The sequence below is a fragment of the Streptomyces sp. NBC_01446 genome (genome assembly GCF_026340095.1).
In the GTDB taxonomy this organism is placed as follows: Bacteria; Actinomycetota; Actinomycetes; order Streptomycetales; family Streptomycetaceae; genus Streptomyces; species Streptomyces aureus.
The window spans coordinates 6,484,122-6,502,813 of record NZ_JAPEPO010000001.1 but is presented as its reverse complement, the minus strand read 5'-3'; the positions used below and the strand labels follow the sequence as shown (position 1 = coordinate 6,502,813).

General features: G+C 70.9%; 19 protein-coding genes. 8 read left to right on the top strand and 11 right to left on the bottom strand.

The genetic code is table 11. The features are described 5' to 3' along the window. Positions 1-7 precede the first annotated feature (7 nt). Entirely contained in the window at positions 8-304 is a 297-nt protein-coding gene (locus OG456_RS29170) for a hypothetical protein (RefSeq protein WP_116502976.1), read from the top strand. Between the two features lie 99 nt (positions 305-403). On the opposite strand, the gene OG456_RS29165 is transcribed toward OG456_RS29170, so the two are convergent. Genes OG456_RS29165 through OG456_RS29155 form a run of 3 tightly spaced genes read right to left on the bottom strand, consistent with a single transcriptional unit; the run spans position 404 to position 3,455 of the window. Further along, on the bottom strand, positions 404-997 hold the full coding sequence (locus OG456_RS29165) for a TetR/AcrR family transcriptional regulator (protein WP_266569476.1): 594 nt from the start codon (positions 995-997) through the stop codon (positions 404-406). Positions 998-1,023: 26 nt separating this feature from the next. Next, positions 1,024-2,691 carry an AMP-binding protein gene (locus OG456_RS29160; RefSeq protein ID WP_266566097.1) on the bottom strand — a complete coding sequence of 556 codons (1,668 nt, stop codon included), beginning with the start codon at positions 2,689-2,691 and terminating at the stop codon, positions 1,024-1,026. Further along, positions 2,688-3,455: an SDR family oxidoreductase gene (locus OG456_RS29155; protein ID WP_266566095.1), complete on the bottom strand. Its 768-nt coding sequence runs from the start codon at positions 3,453-3,455 to the stop codon at positions 2,688-2,690. The genes OG456_RS29160 and OG456_RS29155 overlap by 4 nt, the downstream gene beginning before the upstream one ends. A 149-nt stretch (positions 3,456-3,604) precedes the next feature. Here OG456_RS29155 and OG456_RS29150 point away from each other — a divergent pair, with 149 nt between their 5' ends. Next, on the top strand, positions 3,605-4,855 hold the full coding sequence (locus OG456_RS29150) for a DUF1343 domain-containing protein (RefSeq protein WP_266566093.1): 1,251 nt from the start codon (positions 3,605-3,607) through the stop codon (positions 4,853-4,855). Between the two features lie 87 nt (positions 4,856-4,942). Further along, the gene (locus OG456_RS29145; RefSeq protein ID WP_266566091.1) at positions 4,943-6,268 is read left to right on the top strand and encodes an MFS transporter; all 1,326 of its coding nucleotides are present in this window, start codon (positions 4,943-4,945) and stop codon (positions 6,266-6,268) included. Positions 6,269-6,312: 44 nt separating this feature from the next. Here the strand turns inward: OG456_RS29145 and OG456_RS29140 are convergent, their stop codons facing one another. Continuing rightward, the gene (locus OG456_RS29140) at positions 6,313-9,168 is read right to left on the bottom strand and encodes a penicillin acylase family protein (RefSeq protein WP_266566089.1); all 2,856 of its coding nucleotides are present in this window, start codon (positions 9,166-9,168) and stop codon (positions 6,313-6,315) included. A gap of 257 nt (positions 9,169-9,425) precedes the next feature. Between OG456_RS29140 and OG456_RS29135 the strand changes: the two genes are divergently transcribed. Then, positions 9,426-10,028 (top strand): hypothetical protein, encoded by a 603-nt coding sequence (locus OG456_RS29135; protein ID WP_266566087.1) that lies wholly within the window; start codon positions 9,426-9,428, stop codon positions 10,026-10,028. A 107-nt stretch (positions 10,029-10,135) separates the two neighbouring features. On the opposite strand, the gene OG456_RS29130 is transcribed toward OG456_RS29135, so the two are convergent. The 3 genes from OG456_RS29130 to OG456_RS29120 form a co-directional block, all read right to left on the bottom strand. Beyond that, positions 10,136-10,648 carry a hypothetical protein gene (locus tag OG456_RS29130; RefSeq protein WP_266566085.1) on the bottom strand — a complete coding sequence of 171 codons (513 nt, stop codon included), beginning with the start codon at positions 10,646-10,648 and terminating at the stop codon, positions 10,136-10,138. A gap of 111 nt (positions 10,649-10,759) precedes the next feature. Next, positions 10,760-11,602, bottom strand: a complete 843-nt coding sequence (locus OG456_RS29125; RefSeq protein ID WP_266566083.1) for an ABC transporter permease — start codon at positions 11,600-11,602, stop codon at positions 10,760-10,762. Next, positions 11,599-12,537: an ABC transporter ATP-binding protein gene (locus OG456_RS29120; RefSeq protein WP_266566081.1), complete on the bottom strand. Its 939-nt coding sequence runs from the start codon at positions 12,535-12,537 to the stop codon at positions 11,599-11,601. The genes OG456_RS29125 and OG456_RS29120 overlap by 4 nt, the downstream gene beginning before the upstream one ends. A gap of 133 nt (positions 12,538-12,670) precedes the next feature. On the opposite strand from OG456_RS29120, the gene OG456_RS29115 reads away from it, so the two are divergent. Both OG456_RS29115 and OG456_RS29110 read left to right on the top strand, forming a co-directional pair. Beyond that, on the top strand, positions 12,671-13,900 hold the full coding sequence (locus OG456_RS29115) for a sensor histidine kinase (RefSeq protein WP_266566079.1): 1,230 nt from the start codon (positions 12,671-12,673) through the stop codon (positions 13,898-13,900). Further along, positions 13,897-14,559 (top strand): response regulator transcription factor, encoded by a 663-nt coding sequence (locus OG456_RS29110; RefSeq protein WP_266566077.1) that lies wholly within the window; start codon positions 13,897-13,899, stop codon positions 14,557-14,559. The genes OG456_RS29115 and OG456_RS29110 overlap by 4 nt, the downstream gene beginning before the upstream one ends. A gap of 11 nt (positions 14,560-14,570) precedes the next feature. On the opposite strand, the gene soxR is transcribed toward OG456_RS29110, so the two are convergent. Beyond that, the gene (soxR, locus tag OG456_RS29105; RefSeq protein ID WP_266566075.1) at positions 14,571-15,038 is read right to left on the bottom strand and encodes a redox-sensitive transcriptional activator SoxR; all 468 of its coding nucleotides are present in this window, start codon (positions 15,036-15,038) and stop codon (positions 14,571-14,573) included. 125 nt (positions 15,039-15,163) lie between these two features. Here soxR and OG456_RS29100 point away from each other — a divergent pair, with 125 nt between their 5' ends. Continuing rightward, positions 15,164-15,625 carry a MaoC family dehydratase gene (locus tag OG456_RS29100; protein WP_266566073.1) on the top strand — a complete coding sequence of 154 codons (462 nt, stop codon included), beginning with the start codon at positions 15,164-15,166 and terminating at the stop codon, positions 15,623-15,625. Positions 15,626-15,637: 12 nt separating this feature from the next. Here OG456_RS29100 and OG456_RS29095 read toward each other — a convergent pair whose 3' ends face one another. The 3 genes from OG456_RS29095 to OG456_RS29085 form a co-directional block, all read right to left on the bottom strand. Further along, complete coding sequence (locus OG456_RS29095; protein ID WP_266566071.1) at positions 15,638-16,276, bottom strand: TetR/AcrR family transcriptional regulator; 639 nt, start codon at positions 16,274-16,276, stop codon at positions 15,638-15,640. 74 nt (positions 16,277-16,350) lie between these two features. Further along, the gene (locus tag OG456_RS29090) at positions 16,351-16,641 is read right to left on the bottom strand and encodes a YiaA/YiaB family inner membrane protein (RefSeq protein ID WP_266566069.1); all 291 of its coding nucleotides are present in this window, start codon (positions 16,639-16,641) and stop codon (positions 16,351-16,353) included. Positions 16,642-16,794: 153 nt separating this feature from the next. Further along, positions 16,795-17,946 (bottom strand): acyl-CoA dehydrogenase family protein, encoded by a 1,152-nt coding sequence (locus tag OG456_RS29085; protein WP_266566067.1) that lies wholly within the window; start codon positions 17,944-17,946, stop codon positions 16,795-16,797. 79 nt (positions 17,947-18,025) lie between these two features. On the opposite strand from OG456_RS29085, the gene OG456_RS29080 reads away from it, so the two are divergent. Then, positions 18,026-18,673 carry a TetR/AcrR family transcriptional regulator gene (locus OG456_RS29080; RefSeq protein ID WP_266566066.1) on the top strand — a complete coding sequence of 216 codons (648 nt, stop codon included), beginning with the start codon at positions 18,026-18,028 and terminating at the stop codon, positions 18,671-18,673. The last annotated feature ends 19 nt before the right edge of the window (positions 18,674-18,692 follow it).

Sequence of the window (18,692 nt, the reverse complement as noted above, 5' to 3'; positions counted from 1 at the left end):
TGACCTCATGACCACTCTCCACCAGGAACACCCCGTCCACGAGCACACCCACGGCGAGGGCTGCGGCCACACGGCGGTGCCGCACGGCGACCACGTCGACTACGCGCACGAGGGGCATCTGCACGCGGAGCACAACGGCCACTGGGACGAGTGCGAGCCCGGCGCCCACACCACGCACCAGGGCCACGAGCACCAGCACGGCCAGGACTGCGGGCACCAGGCCGTCACCCACGGCGATCACGTCGACTACGTCCACGACGGTCACCGGCACGCGCAGCACGACGGCCACTGGGACGACCACTGACGGCGCGGGCAGTGACGCGGTGACCGTGTGACAGCGAAGGGCCCCCGCACCCGGCGTGAGTGCGGGGGCCCTTCGCTGTGTGTCCGGGCCTGAGCGGCGTCAGGGACGCAGTGCGCGCAGCAGCAGGTCCGCCAGGTGGTCCGCGACCTCCTGCGGGGCGAGCGGGCCGCCCGGGCGGTACCAGGTGGAGAGGTGGTGCACCGACCCGAAGTGGTAGTCGACCACCAGGTCGGCGGGCGTGGCCGTGGAGAACACGCCGGCCTGCTGGCCCTCCTCGATCAGGGCCCTGAACCGCTCGTGGTAGCGCCGCCTCTCGGCCCGTACCTGCTTGTCCTTCTCAGGGCTGAGGTGGTGCATGGAGCGGAAGAAGATCGACGCGTCGTCGAGGTTCTCGATGGTCGTGACGACCACATCGGCCGCGGCGTCGCGCAGCCGCTGCTCCACGGGCGCGTCGGCGTCCGCGAACGCGTCGAGGCGCTCCTGCTGCACGCGGAGCACGCGCGCGTACACCTCGTGCAGCAGGTCGTCCTTCGAGCCGAAGTAGTGGTAGAGCGCGCCCTTGGTGACGCCGGCCGCCTCGACGATCTCCTGCACCGAGGTGCGGTCGTAACCGCGCTCGGCGAAGAGCCGGGTGGCGGCGGCGAGCAGCCTCTGAGGGACGGGCGTACCGTCTCCGTCCGACGTCCTGGGCACTGCCGCCACCTGCCTTTCTCCTGCGATCAGCTGTTCTGTGTACGGGAACGCAGTTCCCGCCGGAGGATCTTCCCACTTGTCGTCTTCGGCAGCTCCGGCAGGATCTCCACCTCGCGCGGGTACTTGTACGCGGCGAGCCGCTCCTTGCAGTAGGCGGACAGGTCGTCCGGGCCCACCGAGGCGCCCGGGCGCAGACTCACGTACGCCCTGACCGTCTCCCCGCGGTAGGGGTCGGGGACACCCACGACGGCGGCCTCGCGCACGGCCTCGTGCGTGTAGAGGACGTCCTCCACCTCGCGGGGCCAGACCTTGAAGCCGGAGGCGTTGATCATGTCCTTCTTGCGGTCGACGACGTAGAGCCAGCCGTCGGCGTCCATGAAGCCGATGTCCCCCGTGCGCAGTTCGCCGTCCGGGAAGGACTCGGCGGTGGCGTCGGGGCGCTTCCAGTAGCCGGGCACGACCTGGGGGCCGCGGACGGCTATCTCGCCCTGCTCCCCGAAGGGCACCTCCTGGCCGAGGTCGTCCACGATCCGGACGATGCTCTCGGGTCCCGGGACGCCGACGGCGAGGGTGCCGGAGACGGGGTCGACGGGGGCTTCCCTGCCGGGCGGCACGGAGGCGCAGGGAGCGGTGCACTCGGTGAGGCCGTAGCCGTTGTGGATGTAGGGGCCGAAGCCGGCCCGGAACTTCTCCACGAGGGCGGGCGGCACCGGCGCGCCGCCGGACGAGATCGACTGGAAGGAGGCGAAGTGCTCGCGGGTCGCGGCCGGGTGCGCGGCCAGCGCCATGAACGCGGTCGAGGGGCCCACGGTGTAGGCGGGCCGGTGCTCGGCGAACGCGTCCAGGACGACGCCCGCCTCGAAGCGGTACGCGAGGACGAGGGTGCCCGTGTTCGCGAAGGAGGAGACCAGCTCGCAGACCATGCCCGTGATGTGGAAGAGCGGCGCGAGCCCGAAGTACGTGCCGCCTTCGGGGATGCCGAGTCCGGTGCGCTGGCGCTCGGCGTTGTACGTGATGTTGCGGTGCAGGTTCGTGGCGCCCTTGGGCGTGCCGCTGGTGCCGGAGGTGTAGCTGATGAGCGCGATGTCGTCCGGGCCCGGGTCGCGGCCTTCGGGCGCCGCGTGGCCCGCGCGGGCGACCGTCAGGAGGTCGTCGGCGTCTTCGGCCTGTGGCTCTACGCGCTCGAACTTGAGGACCCGCTCGTCGCCCCGCGTCTGGAGGTCCAGCTCGCAGGCGGTGAGCACGATCCGTACGGGAGAGTCCGCCGCGGTCTCGCGCAGATACGCCTCCCAGGCCCGGTCCGAGCAGATCAGGGCGGTCACGTCGGCGTCGTGCAGGACGTGGGTGACCTCGCCCGACTTGTACATCGGGTTGACCGGGACGACGGTGGCGCCCGCCTTGTAGGCGGCGAGCAGGCCGATCACGAAGTGCGGGGAGTTCTGCAGCATGAGGGCGGCACGGTCGCCGCGCTCGAGGCCGCGCGCGGCGAGGTGCCCGGCGACGGAGTCGCTGAGCTCGTCGAGCTCGCGGTAGCTGAGGCGGCCGTCGAAGTAGGCGACGGCGGTGCGGTCGGGGGCCTTGCCGACGGCGGCGCGGAATGCGTGCAGCACGGACTCGGCCGGGGTGACCGGGGCCCGCTGCGCCTCGGAGAGCTGCCCGAGCCAGGGCATGGCCGCGTAGATCGAGGAGCTCACTTCTGTGCCGCCTCCCACTTCTGCTGGATGTGGTTCATGTTCGACAGCCAGCGGTCGGGCGTCGCCGCCCTCGCCGCGTAGTACCCGGCGACCTCGGGGTGCGGGAGGATCAGGAAGCGGTCCTCCGCCATGCCCGCGAAGAGCGCGTCGGCGACGTCCTCGGGCTCGATCGCGGTCGGCGCGAGGACGAGCTCCCCGGCCGATCCGGAGGCGGTGAGCATGTCCGTACGCACGCCCTGCGGGCAGATCGCGTGGACCTTGAGCCCGCGGTGGCGGTAGGTGAGGGAGAGCCACTCGGCGAAGGCGTACGCGCCGTGCTTGGTGACGCTGTAGGGCGCGGCGCCGACCATCGTGAGCAGTCCGGCCGCGGAGACGGTGGAGACGAAGCGGCCGCTGCCGCGCTCCAGCCAGCCGGGCAGCAGGGCCTTCGCGGCGCGGACGTGCGCCATCACGTTGACGTCCCAGGCGGCGGCCCAGATCTGCTCGTCGGCGTCCTCGGTGCCGCCGGAGGCGAGCCCCGCGTTGGCGCAGTAGACGTCCACGGTGCCGTCCAGGGCGTCCAGCGCCTCGGGCACGATCTCGGAGGCGTCGCCCGGCACCGCCGTGGCGCCGATCTCGTCCGCGACCGCCTTGGCCTTCCCCGCGTCCAGGTCGTTCACGACGACGCGCGCTCCCGAAGCGGCGAAGCGGCGGGCGAGCGCGGCTCCGATGCCGCATCCCGCGCCGGTGACGACGACCCCCGTGCCGTGCAGGCTGTCCACCATCGGTCTCCCTTGACTCGACTTTCCGTCACAGACTAAGCAGTCGGTCAGCCCAACGGAAGAGGTGTCGGCGGTCGGCTTCGTTCCGCGGGGGCTCGGCGCACGCTAGCGTGCGTGCACATGCCACCTTCCGCGATCACGGAGGTCACCACATGAACGTGTCCAGACGGAGCCTGCTCGCCGCCACCACCGCCTCGGCGGTGGCCGCCACGGCGGGCGCGGCGTCCCCCGCGCTCGCCGCGGAGAAGGACGCCGGCCGGCTCCGCACCGGTTTCGAGCGGCTCGCGGCCGACGGATACCGGATCCTCGCCGGGCAGAAGGTCGGCTTCGTGACGAACCCGACCGGCGTCACGCGCGACGTCAAGCACATCGTCGACGTGATGCACACCGACGAACGCGTGAAGCTGACCGCGGTGTTCGGGCCCGAGCACGGCTTCCGCGGCACGGCGCAGGCGGGCGGCTCGGAAGGACGCTACGACGACCCGGCGACCGGACTGCCCGTCTACGACACCTACTTGAAGAGCGGGCAGGCACTGGCGGACATCTTCACCGCGTCCGGTGTCGACACCGTCGTCTTCGACATCCAGGACGCGGGCGCCCGCTTCTACACGTACATCTGGACGCTCTACGACTGCATGGAGGCCGCGCAGCTCGCGGGCAAGAAGTTCGTGGTGCTCGACCGCCCCAACCCGGTGACCGGCCGGAACGCCTACGGACCCGTCCTCCACAAGGAGTTCGCGACGTTCGTCGGCCGGCGCGAGATCTCCCAGGCCCACGGGATGACGGTCACGGAGCTGGCGCGCCTGTTCAACGGCGAGTACCTCGCGAAGCCCGTCGAGCTGGAGACGGTCCGGATGACGGGCTGGAAGCGGCGCGACTTCTACGACGCGTCGGGGCTGCCGTGGGTGCCGCCGAGCCCGAACATGCCGACCCCCGACACCGCGCTCGTCTACTCGGGCACCTGCCTGTTCGAGGGCACGAACCTCTCCGAGGGCCGCGGCACGACCCGCCCCTTCGAGCTGCTCGGCGCCGAGGGCCTCGACGGGCGCTGGGCGGCCGCCGCCAATGAACTGCACCTGCCCGGCGTGGACTTCCGCGAGGCGTACTTCGCGCCGACCTTCTCCAAGTTCCAGGGCAAGACGATCGGCGGCGTACAGATCCACGTCAGGGACCGGGCCGCGTACGACCCCGTACGCACCGGCATCGCCCTGCTGGTGACGGCGAAGAAGTCCTGGAGCGACTTCGCGTGGCGCTCGGACAACTGGATCGACAAGCTCACGGGGTCCACCCAGGTCCGGACGATGATCGACGCGGGGGCGTCCACGGACGAGGTGGTCGCGGGCTGGCAGGGCGAACTCGCGGCGTTCCGCGCGGTGCGCAGCCGCTATCTGACGTACAAGTAGGACCCGTCGTCCCGTAGCGTCTCGCGATACGGGACGACCCATTCCGCGTATTGACTGCCATGTACACGCACAACCACAGTGCAGTACGTGCTCAAAGACGACTCCACCAGGCAGAACACGGTCACCGGCGCGGATTCTGACGGGGACAGCCCCGAGAGCCTGCGCCGCGTGGCCGTCGCCAGTTTCATCGGGACCGCGATCGAGTTCTACGACTTCTACGTCTACGGAACGGCCGCCGCCCTCGTCCTCAACGAGGCGTTCTTCCCGAACCTCTCCTCCCTCAACGCGACCCTCGCGTCCTTCTCGACCTACGCGGTCGCCTTCGCGGCCCGCCCCATCGGCTCACTCCTGTTCGGCCACTTCGGCGACCGCGTCGGCCGCAAGTCCGTCCTCGTCGCCTCGCTGCTCCTGATGGGCCTGTCGACGGCGTGCGTCGGCCTGCTGCCCGGCTACAGCACCTTGGGCGTGTGGGCGCCGCTGCTGCTCGTGCTGCTGCGCTTCCTCCAGGGCGTGGGCCTCGGCGGCGAGTGGGGCGGGGCGGCGCTGCTCGCCGTGGAACACGCGCCGCGCGGCAAGCGCGGTCTCTTCGCTGCGTTCCCCCAACTCGGCCCGTCCGTGGGCTTCTTCGCGGCGACCGGCATCTTCTGGATCCTGTCGACGACACTCGACGACGAGGCGTTCCACTCGTGGGGCTGGCGCGTGCCGTTCCTGCTCTCCTTCCTGCTGGTCGCCGTCGGCCTCTTCGTGCGGCTGAAGATCAGCGAGACGCCGGTGTTCGCCAAGGTGATGAAGGAGCAGGAGGCCAGCAGGGCGCCCGCGCTGGAGGTCTTCAAGCGGCACCCCCGCGAGATCCTGCTCGGCGCGGGCGGCATGGTCGTCGCGTACGGGCTCTTCTACACCGCGACCACGTACTGCCTCGCCTACGGCACGACGACCCTCGGCGTCCCGCGCAACACGATGCTCGCGGTCTCGCTCGTCGCCTGCCTCTTCCTCGCGGGTGGCACCTGGCTGGCCGCGACCCGCTCGGACGCGGGCGGGCGCCGCAGGCTCGTGCTGGCCGGCGCCGGGCTCGCCGTGGTCTGGGGCCTGGTCCTCTTCCCGCTCATGGACACCGGGCAGCCCGTGCTGATCGCGCTCGCCCTGGGCGGCGCGCTGTTCTGCATGGGGGTCGTGTACGGGCCGATGGGCGCGTATCTGCCGGAGCTGTTCGGGGTGCGCGTGCGCTACTCCGGGGCGTCCTTCGCGTACAACCTGGGCGGGGTGCTCGGCGGCGCGGTGTCGCCGCTCGTGGCGACGCGGCTCCAGGGCGAGTTCGGCTCGTCCTCGGTGGGCTGGTACGTCAGCGCGATGGCCGTCGTCTCCCTGCTCTGTGTCCTCGCCCTGCCGGAGACGCGGGAGCGCGAACTGGGCTGACCCCCATGGGGCACGCGTGTGCGTGCCCCATGGAAGCGGCCGGACTACGGCCGGTGCGACGGGAATTCGACGACCTGCTGGTACGTCGGACGGTTCTGCCACTGGATCCCGCGGTGCGTGATGCCGCCGAGCGCCCGGTGGATGATCGTGTCCGAGCACCACTGGTCCCCGGCCTTGCACGCGTCGTCGCCGGGGTAGACCCCGGCGGCGGGCTCGGCGACCGCCTGCACGAGCGTGGCGAGCAGGGTGTCGCGGCAGGCGTCGAGCTTGCCGCCGCCGCAGTAGGCGGCGCCGAGCTTGCCCTTCACCGGCTGCCCGAGGACCGTGCGCAGGTCCTTGTCCACATAGCCCCACCAGCCGTACTGGAAGGCCGATCCCGCGTGCGCGCCGGTCGGACCGTGGCCGGCGGACGGCGACTCGTCGATGGTCAGTTCACCGGTGAGCGCCCCGTACAGGTCGCCGCCGAGGCCGGGCTCGAACTCGGCCTTCACCAGGAGCGGCCACCAGGCATCCATGATGCGTACGGCGTCCGGGTGCGCGTAGGTGTGCGAGCCGGCCGACGTCTGGTTGCGCTGGGCGCCGCCTTTGCGCCAGGCCTCCAGCTGCCGCACGGCCTTGTTCAGGGCGGGGTCGTCGACGGGCTTGCTGCGGATGACCTCGAGGATCTCGGGCAGCACCTGCTCGCCCCGCAGGTCCGTGAGGGCGGCCTCCTCCATGGCCTGGGTGAGCGAGGCCCTGGTGACGCCGCCCTCGGCGACCAGCCGCTTCACGCGCCCGTCGAGCAGATCGGCGCGATGCACGGCGCCGAGGCTGAAGTTGGCGGCGCCGAACCCCTTGGCCTGCTTGTTGTTCCAGGAGACGTAGTAGTCCTGGTCGACGGAGTTCGGGTGCTGGGACGGCGGCGCGTACGCGGCCGTGTTGTCCGTCGGGTCGAAGTCCCGCCACTCGTAGGCCTTTTCGGCCTTCACCGGGAAGGAGGCGTCGACACCGGCCGCGCGCACCGGGTTGGCGCCGCTGTTGTAGTACGCGATGTCGCGCGAATCGGCGTAGAACCAGTTGAAGGCGTAGCTGATGTGCTGCACGGCCTTCTCGAAGGTCGCCGCGTCCTTCACGTAGGACGGGTCGTTCAGCATCTGGAAGCCGATGATGGAGTCGGCCTCGTGCCGGTACGTCGAGCGCAGCGAGGTGTACGCGACGGGTTTGCCGCCGACCGTCGCACGGTGCGTGACGATGCCGTACTTCGTGCGGAAGACCTGCATCCGGTAGGAGCCGGCCGCTGTGGAGTCGGCGAGGGTCGGCTTCCAGGCGTTCTTCCTCTCCAGCTTCTCCATGGGGGTGCAGGTGCCGCGGTACAGGTAGTTCGTGGACTGCCGGGTGGGCGTCGCGCCGTCCGGCTCGCATAGTTCCACGGCGTACGTGTCCGTGATGTCCTGGCCCGCCGAGGTCGCCGACCAGGCGTAGTCCTGGCCGCGGCCGAGCTGGATGTACATGCCGACGCCCGCGAACGAGACGCCGCGCGCGCTGATGCCCGGCCCCTGGAGCTCCTGCATCATCAGGAGCTGCGGGGCGAAGTACCCAGTCTGCGGGCCGAACACGGCGACCGGGTGGCCGGACGCGGTGTGCTTGCCTGAGACGAGGAGTGCGTTGGACATGCCCTTCTTGGAGTCGGAGTTCCTGAACGTGTCCGCGGGCAGCACGCCCTTGTCGTACATGCCCTGGAGCGGCTTGAGCTTCGCCGGTGCCTTGACGGGGGTCTTGCGCCCCGCCTCGGCCGGCTCGGCCGAGCCCTCACGGTCGTACACGAGGGGTTCGCTCTCGACGGTGCCCTTGTCGGGCAGCGCCTCGCCACGCGGGTTCTCGGGCTTGGCACCGTAGGGGAAGCTCGTGCCGTCGTGAATGGTCGTCACGGCCTCGGGGTCGTCGCGTCCGCGGAAGGACTCCCAGACCTCGGTGCCCCGCTCGACGCCGTACTTCTGCTGCGCCGACAGGAGCGAGAGGGCCTGGCCGACCTCTCCCCCGCCGCCACCTCCGAAGAGGCCGCCGACGACCGAGGCGAGCGCGATCATGTCGGTCACCTTGAACGGCTGGATCTCGCCCACGTTCGTGATCGCGTCGATCTTGCCGGTCAGGACGTACTCGCCGGGGAAGTAGCGGCCGTTCTTCGCCTTCTCGCGATAGGCGTTGAGTCCGTCGATGTAGGCCTGCGCGTCGTCCATGGCCTGCTTGCCACGGGCGCCCTGGGTGGTCCTGATGTACTCGACCTGCTTCTCCAGGTCCTGCTCGGTGTACGGGGCCTGCGGCCAGAACTCCTGCTCGAGTCCCTGGTTGGCGAGGGCCCCGCCCGCGAACGACGTGAGCTCGCCGCGGCCGATGTGCCGGAACAGGTCGATCAGCCAGAGCCGGTCCTGACCTGCGGCGTAGCCGGCGCCGAACTCTGTTCCGTAGCGCGTGGAACCTTTGACATGGGGTACACCGTTCTTCTTGTCACGGGTGATCGTCACATCGTCGCGGGGGCGCGTGACGGAACCGACCTGACCATCGGGGACCCCGAAGGAGGAGTCGTTGAAGAACTGGGTGAGGGTGTCGTCCGTCAGGGACGGATACCCGGCGGCGAGCGCATCGTAGGGGCCGAGTTGATCGTCGGCGTGGGCGGGCTGGGTGCCGAAGAGGCGGTGGCCGAGAATCTCGGCCAGCGTGGCGCTGCCGTTCGCGCCGGGCGGCAGGATGTCCGCGCACCGGCCCGCGCAGTAGTCGGGCGCCGGTGCCGGCTCCGCGGCGGACGCCTCGCCGACCGGGGACAGCAGCCCCGCCGTGAGGACGAACACCGCGGTGGCGGCCGTGCGCTGGAGAGTTCTGCGGAGGCTTCTGTGCTGGGTGGTTCGTATGGTGCGCCGTCGCATGCCTGATCCTCCCGACGATGGTGCGCCGGAGGTTACCGGCGGTAGGCAGCCGACTGGAGATGAACATGCGTCACCTTTTCGGAATCGCCACACGCGACCCCCTGGGACGAAAGAGCCCCAGGAGGTGCCGCTGATGGAGTCCATCGGAAATCGGATGGAACGGCATGGATCCGAATCGAGTGTCGATACGTCTATTCGGCGACGTCCTTTCGACGACGACGCCGAAGTACATGTACGTGTGACGGAGGTGCAGGGCGATGGCCGGATTCCGGAGTCTGGCGAGACAGGTGCGCGACCCGCGCAATGATCTGGCACTGCGGCGGTACTCGCTGCGCAAGTGCCTGGAGCGGTTTGCCCCTTACGGGCACCGGGCGACCTGGGACCACCTGTGCTCGCGGGCCGGGTTCGACCCCGAGGACCGGTCCCCCGAGCCGGCGCGGCTGACGGCCGCGCTCGACGAGCTCGAAGAGGCGCGGGCGGTCTGGCTCGCGTACGAGACGCAGTTCGCGGAGCGCCGCCGCAAGGAGAAGCACGACGGGCTGCGCAGACCGGGCACGGTCGACGACTGGCACCGGCTGACCTGGGGCGGCTTCGGCGTCGCCTGGTGCGACGACCCGATGGTGCATCCCTCCGAGCCTCTCGCGGAGGTTCTGAACCGGCTGATCGCGGCCCTGGAGCGTGAGCCCGGCACGGCCTGTCCCGTCTGCACCGGCACGGCACTGCGCTGGGAGCACGACCTGGCGCACGAACCGTCGTCAGGACCGGTGTGCACCCACTGCGGCATCGTGGTGCCGCGCCCCGTCCTCACCCCCGCGTCCCTGGCCGGAGCCTGGCGGGCACGGGTTCTTGTCTCGGCGTGAGCGCATCGGCACGGGCACGACTGCACGAGCACGACTGCTGGAGCACGGCTGTGTGAGCACGACGGGGGTGCCGCCCATGAGCCGCACCCCCGGTCCACTCACCTGCCTCAGCCGCTCGGTGTGATCACGTCCGTCTGGACGGCCAGCTTGAACTCGGCGAGGACCAGCGGCGTACGGATCAGCGCGTCGCCCGCCCCGCGCACCGAGATCTTCAGGCCGACCGGGGTTCCCGGGTGCACGAACATCTGCCAGGTGTACGACCGGTACTGACCGCCGCCGGTCGGCGCCGAGTCCGTCGTGGCGGTCGAGTCGTAGCCGGTCGAACCTGCGAGCGGGTCGCGCACGAAGCGTGCCCTGAACTCGCGCGGTCCGGAGTCCGGCTCCCAGAAGACCAGCGCGGACAGGGTGCCCCACCCGTCGTGACTCGGCCGGATCAGACCCGAGTGGGTGTCCGGGTACGTGGACCCCTTCGGCGGGTCGTGCATCTTCCAGGGGTCGTACGACTCCTCGCCCGCCGCGTAGGGGAAGCGGACGAGGTGATAGCCGTCGCGGTCATAGGTGATCTTCTGCGGGCCCGAGCGTGCGGCCTCGTACTTCAGCGAGCAGATGGCGAGTCCCATACGCGTCTCCCCGTCCCCGTGATACGTCCTGCCGTCCTGCCCTCATGCATCCCCAACTCCCTTGCGGGTGAAGACATCCGGATGCCCGGATCCGGTTGCGGACGGATACGGTCACACGTCGCGGCGCCGTACGACGAGCAGCGCCAGGGCGAGCGCGACCAGCGGCCAGAGCACGTACACGGTCCAGCTCCCGGCAACCGTGGCCCCGTTGTACGCCTCGGGCGGCGTTCCGTAGATCTGGGCCAGGCGCTGCCACGCGTTGCGCACCATCGCGTTGGCGAAGGTGACGGACAGCGGCTTGCGGGACGAGAAGAACACCGGCAGCAGGAGCAGGACGAAGGAGCCCGCGACCACGGTGGTGGCGCTGTGCCGGATCAGGACGCCCAGGCCGAGGCCGACCAGGGCGCACACCGGGGCGAGCAGCGCGGACGCCGCGAAGGCCCGCAGTGCGTTGGGGTCGCCGAGGGAGATCGCGGCGTCGCGCCCGCTGAGGATGGCCTGGGCGACGAAGAAGGAGCAGAGGGCGACGAGCGACCCGACCACGGTCCACAGGACGGCCTGTACGACGGCCTTGGCGAGGACCACCGCGCCGCGCGCGGGGACGGCCACGGTGGTGGTGCGGATGAGGCCGCTGCCGTACTCGCTGACCGTGGCGATCGCGCCGACGGCCACGGCGGCGAGCATCACCGTCAGATACGCCTCGGCCGGAAAGGCGTCTCCCAGCGAGAACGGGTGGTCCCGTCGGGTGAGGGCGCTGTAGGACGGGAAGTTGTTGTAGTCGGCGAGGGCGCGGGCCGCGGCGACGCCGGTCACGACCAGCGTGACCAGGACGATCACCCAGGGTGTGGAGCGCAGCGACCGCACCTTGATCCACTCGGCGGCGACGAGGTCGAGGAAGCGGGCCGGCGGTTCGTCCACCGCCGTGGCGGTCGTTGTCGTGGTGGTGCTCGTCATCGGGGCTGCCCCGCCTTTCCCGCGTCTCCCGACAGGTACTCGACGCTGCCGGCGGTGAGTTCCATGAATGCCTCCTCCAGCGAGGCCGTGCGGTTGGTCAGCTCGTGCAGCATGATCCGGTGCTCGAAGGCGAGCGCTCCGATGCGCTCGGCTGGCAGCCCGGTCACGGCGATCCTGGCCGCGTCCGGCGGGCCGTGCCGCTCGACGGACGCGCCGGCCGCCGTGAGAACGGCCCTCAGCTCACCGGACTGCGGCGTCGCGACCAGCACGCTGAAGCGGGTGCTGCGAGCCGCGAACTCCCGTACGGACTCGGCGGCGATGAGACGGCCCTGTCCGATCACGACGAGCTGGTCCGCGGTGCTCTCCATCTCCGTCATCAGATGGCTGGAGAGGAAGACGGTGCGTCCCTCGGCGGCCAGGCGGCGGAAGAGCCCACGTACCCAGAGCACGCCTTCCGGGTCCATGCCGTTGATCGGCTCGTCGAACATCAGCACAGGAGGGTCGCCGAGCAGGGCCGCCGCGATGCCGAGCCGCTGCTTCATGCCGAGCGAGAACCCGCCGATGCGGCGCCCGGCCGCCTCGGTCAGGCCCACCTCGGCGAGCACCTCGGCCACGCGGCTCGCCGGGATGCGGTTGCCGCGGGCCAGGGCGCCGAGGTGCGCGGTGGCGCTGCGCCCGCCGTGCACCTGCTGGGCGTCGAGCAGCGCGCCGACGTGGCGCAGGCCGCGCGGGTGGGTGCGGAAGGGGACGCCGCCGATGGTGGAGGTGCCGGCGGTGGGCGCGTCCAGGCCGAGGAGCATCCGCATGGTGGTCGTCTTGCCCGCGCCGTTGGGGCCGAGGAAGCCGGTGACCTGCCCCGGTCGGACGGTGAAGGAGAGATGGTCGACGGCGGTCTTGTCGCCGTACCGCTTGGTGAGTTCGCTGACTTCGATCACGAGGGCAACGGTGCCGGTGCGGGTGGGGGGTGCGCATCGGCCCGTCGGTGGCCCTCGCAGGAGGCGGTATGCACCCGTGGGATGCAGCCCGTGGGCTCATGACGGGCATGGGCCGCGCACCTACGATCCCTGTGTGGACGCCACCTCGACACCCTCGCCGCCCCAGCGCACGTTCGGGCGCTCCCGCTCCGTCCTGACCTGGACCGGCGCGGTCCTGTACCCGTTCATGGCGCTGCTCCCCGTGGTCAACACCGACCGGCGGGCGCCCGGCATCCTCCCGGCCTGCGCCGCGGCGCTCGCGACGGTCCTGCTCGTCGGCGTGATCCGGCGCAGGCCCATGGCGGCCCTGGTCATGGTGCTGCTCGTCACCGCCCTCCTGCCGCCGGTGGCCAAGTACCACGGCCCTGTGTGGTTCGTGCCGTTCGTCGCGGTCGACATCACGCTCGGGTACGTCGTCGCGACCCGCACCCTGCGGGCGTCGGTGGTCGCCGTCTCCCTCACGTTCCTCACGCAGTGCCTGACGATCCTCGGCTTCACGAGCGGGCCCGACAATCTCATCGTGATCGGGACGATCGCCCTCCTGGCGCTGGTCACCGCCTGCGTCGTGGGCCTCCTCGGCCGCGAGCGCCGGCAGCACGCGACGGAGCTGCGGTCGCACGAGGTGGCCGAGGCGATCACGGCCGAACGGCTGCGGATCGCCCGCGAGTTGCACGACCAGGTCGCGCACAGCATCGGCATCATCGCGATCCAGGCCGGTGTCGGCAGCCGGGTCATCGAGACGCAGCCGCTGGAGGCGCGGGCCGCGCTGAGCGCCATCGAGGCCACCAGCAGGGAGACCCTGTCGGGGCTGCGGCGCACGCTCGTCGCGCTGCGCAGGTCGGGCCCTTCGGCCGAGCCCGGCGCTGCGCCGTACGGCCCCGCGCCGGGCCTCGGCGACCTGGAGCGCCTGGCCGCCACGACCACGGACGCGGGCGTCGAGGTCGACCTGCGCCGGAGCGGGCGGCGGCGTCAACTGCCGCCCGACATCGGCCTGTCGGCGTACCGGATCGTGCAGGAGGCGCTGACGAACGTGGTGCGGCACTCGGGCGCCGGGCAGTGCCGGGTGACCGTCGGATTCGGGGAGGATGAGCTGTCCGTGGAGATCGTCGACGAGGGGCGCGGGATGCGAGGCGCGGGGCCGGGCGTGGGGTTCGGGATCACCGGGATGCGGGAGCGGGTGGCGCTGCTGCACGGGGAGTTCAGCGCGGGGCCACGGCCCGAGGGAGGCTTCCGGGTGGCGGCACGGCTGCCGCTGCCGGAGCCGACGGCCACGGCCACGACCACGGATGACGCCGCCGCCGCGGCCGGGGCGGACGCCCGATGACCGTGCGCGTGGTGCTCGCCGACGACCAGCCGCTCGTACGCTCCGGGCTGCGCGTCCTCATCGCCGACACCCCCGATCTGGAGGTCGTCGGGGAGGCCGCGAACGGCGAGGAGGCCGTCCGGCTGGCGAGGGAGGTCAGCCCCGATGTGATCGTGATGGACATCCGGATGCCGGGCATGAACGGGATCGAGGCCACGAGCCTGGTCACCTCGGGCCCGGGGGCGACCCGTGTGCTGGTGCTGACGACCTTCGACGAGGACGACTACGTCTACGGCGCGCTGCGCGCCGGCGCGAGCGGCTTCGCCGTCAAGGACATGGCGCTCGACGACATCCTCGCCGCGATCAGGGTCGTCGCCGCCGGGGACGCGTTGATCGCGCCGGGGATCACGCGCCGTCTCATCGCCGACTTCGTGGGCCGCCCCGAGCCGTCCCCCGCCCGCGCGCCGCGTGCGGTCGAGGGCATCACCGAGCGGGAGCGTGAGGTGCTGACGTTGGTGGGGCTCGGCCGGTCGAACAGCGAGATCGCCGAGGAGCTGTACATCACCGTGGCCACGACCAAGTCGCACGTGGCGCGCCTGTTCACCAAACTGGGCGCCCGGGACCGGGTCCAACTCGTCATCACCGCCTACGAGTCGGGGCTGGTCTCCGCGCCCCGCTGAGCGGCGGCCCCTCAGGCGCCTTCCCGGTTCTCCTTCATCAGGCGGGACCCCGTGAGGCGCTCGCCGAACACGTCGTCCGGGTTCGAGAGGACACAGTTCTCCAGGGACAGACAGCCGCACCCGATGCAGTCGGTCAGGTGGTCGCGCAGCCGCCCCAGCTGGGTGATGCGCTGGTCCAGTTCGGAACGCCAGGCCTCGGAGAGGTGCGCCCAGTCCTCGCGGGTCGGGGTGCGCCCCTCGGGCAGCTCGGACAGCGCGTCACGGATCGTGGCGAGCGGGATGCCGACGCGCTGCGCGGCGCGGATGAACGCGACCCTGCGCAGGGTGTCGCGCTGGTAGCGGCGCTGGTTGCCCGTCGTACGGCGGCTGCTGATCAGGCCCTTGGCCTCGTAGAAGTGCAGGGCCGAGACGGCGGCTCCGCTGCGCGCCGACAGCTGACCGACGGTGAGTTCGTGGATCTTCACTGGAATCTGGGGCACCGTGCCGAGCCTACTGGGCCGACCCTGCCGTCGTTGACAGAGGTCGCCCGCCCTAGCATGCTGAGCAAGCGCTTAGACATCCGCCTTAGACATCCGCACATGGTGCACACATGGGAGGCCAGGACATGGCAGAGCCGAGGGTTTTCGCGACGGTCGACGAGCTGCGCGCGGCGGTGGGCGAGCAGCTGGGGTACAGCGACTGGGTCGAGATCGAGCAGAAGCGGATCGACCAGTTCGCGGATGCCACGGGTGACCACCAGTGGATCCATGTCGACCCCGAGCGCGCCAAGGACGGGCCGTTCGGCACGACGATCGCGCACGGTTATCTGACCCTGTCGCTGCTCCCCCTCTTCGGGCCGCAGCTGATCAAGGTCGACGGCATGAAGATGGGCGTGAACTACGGGACGAACAAGGTCCGCTTCCCCGCCCCGGTGCCGGTCGGCTCCCGGCTGCGCGCCACCGCGAAGATCACCGGCGTCGACGACGTGCCCGGCGGCGTCCAGGTCTCGGTCGCCTTCACCGTGGAGCGCGACGGCGGCGACAAGCCGGTGTGCGTCGCCGAGTCGGTGTCCCGCTACTACCTCTGAACCCCGCCGGGGTCAGGAAACCCGGGCCCCCACCATCCGCAGGACGAGGTCGGCGTACAGCGCGCCGACCTCGTCGGGTGTCCGGCGACCCTCCGTGTTGAACCAGCGCGCCACGTCGATGCAGAGCGACAGCACGGCCAGCGTGGTGCCCGGGACGTCGGGGACGTCGAACTCCCCCGCCTTCACGCCGTCGTTGATGATGTCGCGCACGGTGGCGTCGCTCTCGCGGCGCAGGGCCACGATCTCCGGCCGGTGCTCCTCGCCGAGCGAGTCCAGCTCGTACTGCACGACGCGCGCCGTCAGATGGCGGGCCGCGTGCCAGCGGACGAAGGACCGTACGGCCTCGGAGAGCCGCTCGGAGGCGGTGCCCTCCTCGGCGGCCGCGTCCTTGAGGATCTCCAGGGCCTTCTCGTGGCCGATGCGGCTGATACGGAGGAGCAGGTCCTCCTTGGTCCGGTAGTGGATGTACAGCGCGGCCGGGCTCATGCCGGCCCGGCTCGCGATGTCCCGGGTGGTGGTCGCGTGGTAACCGCGCTCCGCGAACGCCTGGACAGCGGCGATCAGCAGCCGCCGTGCCGCGTCCGGGGTGACCTCGGCCCAGGACATGTCGTCCGTGGCAGCCTCGTTCTGGCCGTGCCGCTCCGCGCTCATCGCTCGCTCACATCCTCCCGTGGACAGGACGAACACCATACCCCTAGAGCTGAGCGAGCGCTTAGTTCCGTACGTCAGACGACGGGCTTGAAGGGGTCGTGGTCGGCGAGGATCTTGTCGATGCGGGCCTGGTCGATACGGCTGACGACCTGATCGACCTCCTGACGGTCGCGGATGACCTTGGCGAGCGTGAACGCGGAGGTCGTCAGATAGAGGACGGCGATGGCGAGGAAGCCGCGGACCCAGCCACTGGCGTCGATGCGGTAGACCCCGACGGCGGTCGCCACGAGCGCGAGCGCGAAGGAGGCGACGGCCTGTCCGTAGAAGGCGTTGGTGGTCCTGTGCTTGACCGGTGTGTCACTCATGGGCGACAGCATGGAGCGGACGGGGGCGCACCCCCATCCGCTCGCGTACTCAGAAACGTACTCAGAATCCGGACTAGGAAGCCGGACCCGGAAGCCGGGCTCGGAAATCTGACGCGCGAGCCGGACCCGACAGCCGGACTCGACGGCCCGGTCTCAGAAGGCCGATACGCCGGTGATCGCGCGGCCGATGATGAGCTTCTGGATCTGGCTGGTGCCCTCGTAGAGGGTCATGACGCGGGCGTCGCGCAGGAGTTTGCCGACCGGGTACTCGTCGATGTAGCCGTAGCCGCCGAAGACCTGGAGGGCGTTGTTCGCGCAGCGCACCGCGGCCTCGGAGGCGAAGAGCTTCGCCTTGGAGGCGGCGGTCGCGAAGTCCTCGCCGCGGTCGATGAGGTCGGCGACGCGCCAGGTCAGCAGGCGCGCGGCGTCCACGTCCACAGAGATGTCGCTGATCAGCTCCTGCACCAGCTGGTACGAGGCGATGGACTTGCCGAACTGCTCGCGCTCCGCCGCGTATCCCACGGCGGCGTCGAGCGCGGCCTGCGCGATGCCGACGCAGCCCGCGGCCACGGACATCCGCCCCTTGGCGAGCGCCGACATGGCGACGGAGAAACCCTTGCCCTCGGGCCCGAGCATCGCGGAGGCGGGGACCCGGACGTCCTCGAGGACCAGCTCGGCGGTGGCCTGGCCGCGCAGGCCGAGCTTGCCGTGGATGGTGCGGCGGGTGAGGCCGGGGGTGTCCGTGGGGACGAGGAAGGCGGTGACACCCTTGTGTCCGGGGGCGTCGGTGGAGCGGGCGAAGAGGAGGACCACGTCGGCCCAGGTGCCGTTCGTGATGAACATCTTGGAGCCGTTGATCACGTAGTCGTCGCCGTCGCGGACGGCCCGGGTCGTGAGGCTGCCGGCGTCGGAGCCGGTGCCGGGCTCGGTGAGTCCGAAGCAGCCGAGGGCCTCGCCGGCCGTGAGCCGGGGCAGCCACTCCCGCTTCTGCTCCTCGGTCCCGTAGGACTGGATGGTCTTGGTGACCAGACCGAGCGAGACGGAGACGATGCCGCGCACGGACGAGTCGCCGCGGCCGAGCTCCTCGGTGACCAGGCAGTACGCGAGGTGGTCGCCGCCCGAGCCGCCGTACCGCTCGTCGATGGTCAGGCCCAGGAAGCCGACGTCGCCGAGCTTCTTGACGATGCCACGGTCGACCTCTTCGGCACGGTCCCAGCCGACGACGTTCGGGGTGATCTCGCGCGCCACGAAGTCCCTGGCGAGCCGCTTTACGGCCGCCTGCTCCTCGCTGAGCTCCAGATTCATGGACCACACCTCAGGCATAAGTGAATGAGCACTAAATTAGCACTGCTAGTTTTCGGCTGACAGCCCTACTATGTGCCGCATGGCCCGACCGCGCAAGCCCCTCCTGAGCAGAGACCGCATCGTCATAGCCGCGCTCTCTCTCGTCGACGCCGAGGGCCTCGCTGCCGTCTCGACGCGGCGGCTCGCCGCCGAGCTGGGCGTGAGCGGCCCCTCGCTCTACAACCACTTCCGCACCAAGGACCAGATCCTGGAGGCGGTCGCCGACTCGGTGAGCGCGCAGGTCGACCTGGCGATGTTCGACCCCGCGGACGGGCGCGACTGGCGCACCTCCCTGCACGACTGGGCGGTGTCCTACCGGGCGGCCCTCCTCGAGCACCCGAACATCGTTCCCGTGCTCGCCCAGGGGCCCGGCCGCAGGCCCGCGGGACTGCGGCTCGCCGACGCCGTGTTCGGCTCGATGGTGGACGCGGGCTGGCCCCCGGCGCAGGCCACGTCGATCGGCGCGCTCATGCGGTACTTCGTGACGGGCTCCGCGCTCGGCTCGTTCGCCGGGGGCTTCGTCGACGACGAGACGGCGTACGACCCCGCCGACTACCCGCACCTCGGCCAGGCCCATCTGCTCGCCGACCGCCAGGAGCTGATCGACGAGCGGGCCTTCGAGACGGGCCTGCGGGCGCTCCTCGACGGGCTCACGCAGCAGTACGAACAGGTCGCGGCGCTCCACTGACGTTTCGGCCGTCACCGAA

Bases quoted from the DNA above. Each gene is read 5' to 3' on its own strand.
- OG456_RS29170 (WP_116502976.1), top strand. From the start codon at position 8: ATGACCACTCTCCACCAGGAACACCCCGTCCACGAGCACACCCACGGC.
- OG456_RS29090 (WP_266566069.1), bottom strand. From the start codon at position 16,641: ATGAGTGACACACCGGTCAAGCACAGGACCACCAACGCCTTCTACGGA.
- OG456_RS29085 (WP_266566067.1), bottom strand. From the start codon at position 17,946: ATGAATCTGGAGCTCAGCGAGGAGCAGGCGGCCGTAAAGCGGCTCGCC.
- OG456_RS29140 (WP_266566089.1), bottom strand. From the start codon at position 9,168: ATGCGACGGCGCACCATACGAACCACCCAGCACAGAAGCCTCCGCAGA.
- OG456_RS29135 (WP_266566087.1), top strand. From the start codon at position 9,426: ATGGCCGGATTCCGGAGTCTGGCGAGACAGGTGCGCGACCCGCGCAAT.
- OG456_RS29155 (WP_266566095.1), bottom strand. From the start codon at position 3,455: ATGGTGGACAGCCTGCACGGCACGGGGGTCGTCGTCACCGGCGCGGGA.
- OG456_RS29080 (WP_266566066.1), top strand. From the start codon at position 18,026: ATGGCCCGACCGCGCAAGCCCCTCCTGAGCAGAGACCGCATCGTCATA.
- OG456_RS29130 (WP_266566085.1), bottom strand. From the start codon at position 10,648: ATGGGACTCGCCATCTGCTCGCTGAAGTACGAGGCCGCACGCTCGGGC.
- OG456_RS29100 (WP_266566073.1), top strand. From the start codon at position 15,164: ATGGCAGAGCCGAGGGTTTTCGCGACGGTCGACGAGCTGCGCGCGGCG.
- OG456_RS29125 (WP_266566083.1), bottom strand. From the start codon at position 11,602: ATGACGAGCACCACCACGACAACGACCGCCACGGCGGTGGACGAACCG.
- OG456_RS29095 (WP_266566071.1), bottom strand. From the start codon at position 16,276: ATGAGCGCGGAGCGGCACGGCCAGAACGAGGCTGCCACGGACGACATG.
- OG456_RS29150 (WP_266566093.1), top strand. From the start codon at position 3,605: ATGAACGTGTCCAGACGGAGCCTGCTCGCCGCCACCACCGCCTCGGCG.
- OG456_RS29110 (WP_266566077.1), top strand. From the start codon at position 13,897: ATGACCGTGCGCGTGGTGCTCGCCGACGACCAGCCGCTCGTACGCTCC.